The 1,880-nt window shown below is 63.5% G+C and carries 2 protein-coding genes; both read right to left on the bottom strand.

The genetic code is table 11. The annotated features are described in order from the left end of the window. On the bottom strand, positions 1-487 hold a 487-nt coding region (locus ACP5E6_RS18865; RefSeq protein WP_427956997.1), incomplete at its 3' end, for a hypothetical protein. Between the two features lie 21 nt (positions 488-508). After that, positions 509-1,540, bottom strand: coding sequence for a sugar-transfer associated ATP-grasp domain-containing protein (locus ACP5E6_RS18860; protein WP_427956994.1), 1,032 nt, complete (start codon positions 1,538-1,540; stop codon positions 509-511). Between the last annotated feature and the right edge of the window lie 340 nt (positions 1,541-1,880).

Raw genomic sequence — 1,880 nt, 5'->3', positions numbered from 1 at the left:
CGCGCTGCAATCCGGCCTCTTCAACCAGGGCGAGAAGCAGGCGGGCGAGCGGAGAGCGCTCTTCGGCCTGACTAACTCCGGCGAGGTGAACCCGTTCGGGCTCGGCTTGCGCAGGATAACCCTTGATCAGGCTGGGCGGTTGATCTTCGAGCCTGAAACTCGCCGTGAGGCGTTTCTGCTCCTCCGGCTCGCGAAAGAAATCGCAATCGGGCGCATGCGACGGCCATCGCTCATTGGCGTGGCGTCGGATGTGCTTGCTGGCAACAGGGACCAACGCCGGCGGACGATCCTCCCCGGCAGTGCCAAGGCAGTCGCACAGGATCCAGTGACCCGGCCCGGAGTCCTGAACCCGCCTGACGATCTCGGCCGCCGGTTCGCGCTCCGCATACACCCCGTAACGTCCGAACGCCCGCCGCAACAGCTGATCCTCACGCCGCGACAGCGGCGTGGCAGGGCTGGTCGTTCCTCTGGGCGCGATCGACAGCATCTCCGTCTACCCTCCCCTTCCCTACCCCGGTAGTCGTCCCTGGAACCCGCAGGCGCGCAGATGCGTACAATAGGCATCGTCGAGGACGCCGGCGCCATGCGCGATCTGATGCAGATAAAGATCGCCACCCCAGTTCAGTTCAAGCAAAATCGGTCCCCGATCCGAAATTGCGACGTCCCAGGATTGCGTCCTGATCCCTGGAAAAAATGGTGCCGCCCTCACGACGAGGGCGCAGAGGGCCTGCCAGTCCGGGACGACGACCTCCTCGATCGCGCAACCGGTATCCGGATGGATCGGGTCTCGCCTCAGCGACGCGGCTTTGCCCGTCATCACCCGTGTGACTTCACCGGTGGCAAGATCGATCGCGCCCAGCCGGTTGCCCTCGCGCCAATAATTATCAGCCTCGTTGCCACGGATCGGAATCTTAACGGCAGCGCGATGGATGATCGGGCCAGTCTCGGTGAGAAGCACCAGCACCCGGACCGTGCAGAGCCGCCCGCCCGTAATCCGACCAAGATCGGTCAGCGGTTGAAGCGCGCGCTGGATCAGATAACCGCCGGCATACGCATGAATGCGAGCCGCGATAGCCGGGACTGGAAAGCTGGCACCGGTTACCGTGCAGAGCATGTCAGACGCCGGGTCGAGCGATATCCCGTGCATCACACCGACGCTGAAGACCCCGTCGATCGGCTTGGCGACCCACGGATAATGCGACGGATCGCGCAGGAACCGGATGATATCCTCCGCCGACCGCAAGCACGCAGCACCTTCCAGACATCGGGTGGGATGTGCGACCGCGACTGTTTCCGGGAGGGAGGAGATACCGGCGGTCGATAAGGTTGCCTGCGAGATCAGCTTATCGTCGGCAACGGCACGCCAGCCGTAATCGCAGGCGGTACGGTGGAATTGGCCCTGCGCCGCCAGCCCGACGAAGCGCGATCGGTCACCCGGCATGAGATCGCGATCCCAAAGCCGGTGCTGGAAGAACTCAACCGGCATCAACCGGCCCGGGCCACGGCTCAGCCGATAGGTGGCGACCATCAGACGCGCCATGCGGCCAACCGTCGGTGCCGCTAGCGGCAACAGGGCGCGAATATCGACCGATGGGAGATCGCCGGCCCGCGGGGCCCCATCGTCTCCGTTCGATCGGGAGCTGGTAATCGCGAGATCCATCTCAACACCTCCGCACCGAAGAATTTCCTCCCGGATCGCAAGTGCATAATGCAAACGAGACGCGCAGATTCACTTTTCTGTGATCAGAAAATCCGCCCGGAAAGGCATTATCACGCCGAGAGCGCGGTGGTGTGATGTGTCGATCCCCCCGAGATTCCGGGCCGTGGCCGATCCAAAGCGAGGACGACATCTCCTTTTGGCAGTATCAGGCTGGTCAGGT

This window comes from Acidiphilium sp., from assembly GCF_049977125.1.
GTDB lineage: Bacteria > Pseudomonadota > Alphaproteobacteria > Acetobacterales > Acetobacteraceae > Acidiphilium.
The sequence above is the reverse complement of the archived record's forward strand: the minus strand, read 5'-3'. Positions and strand labels throughout refer to the sequence as shown.

Excerpts from the sequence above, each read along its gene's own strand:
- ACP5E6_RS18860 (WP_427956994.1), bottom strand. The coding sequence starts at position 1,540 with ATGGCGCGTCTGATGGTCGCCACCTATCGGCTGAGCCGTGGCCCGGGC.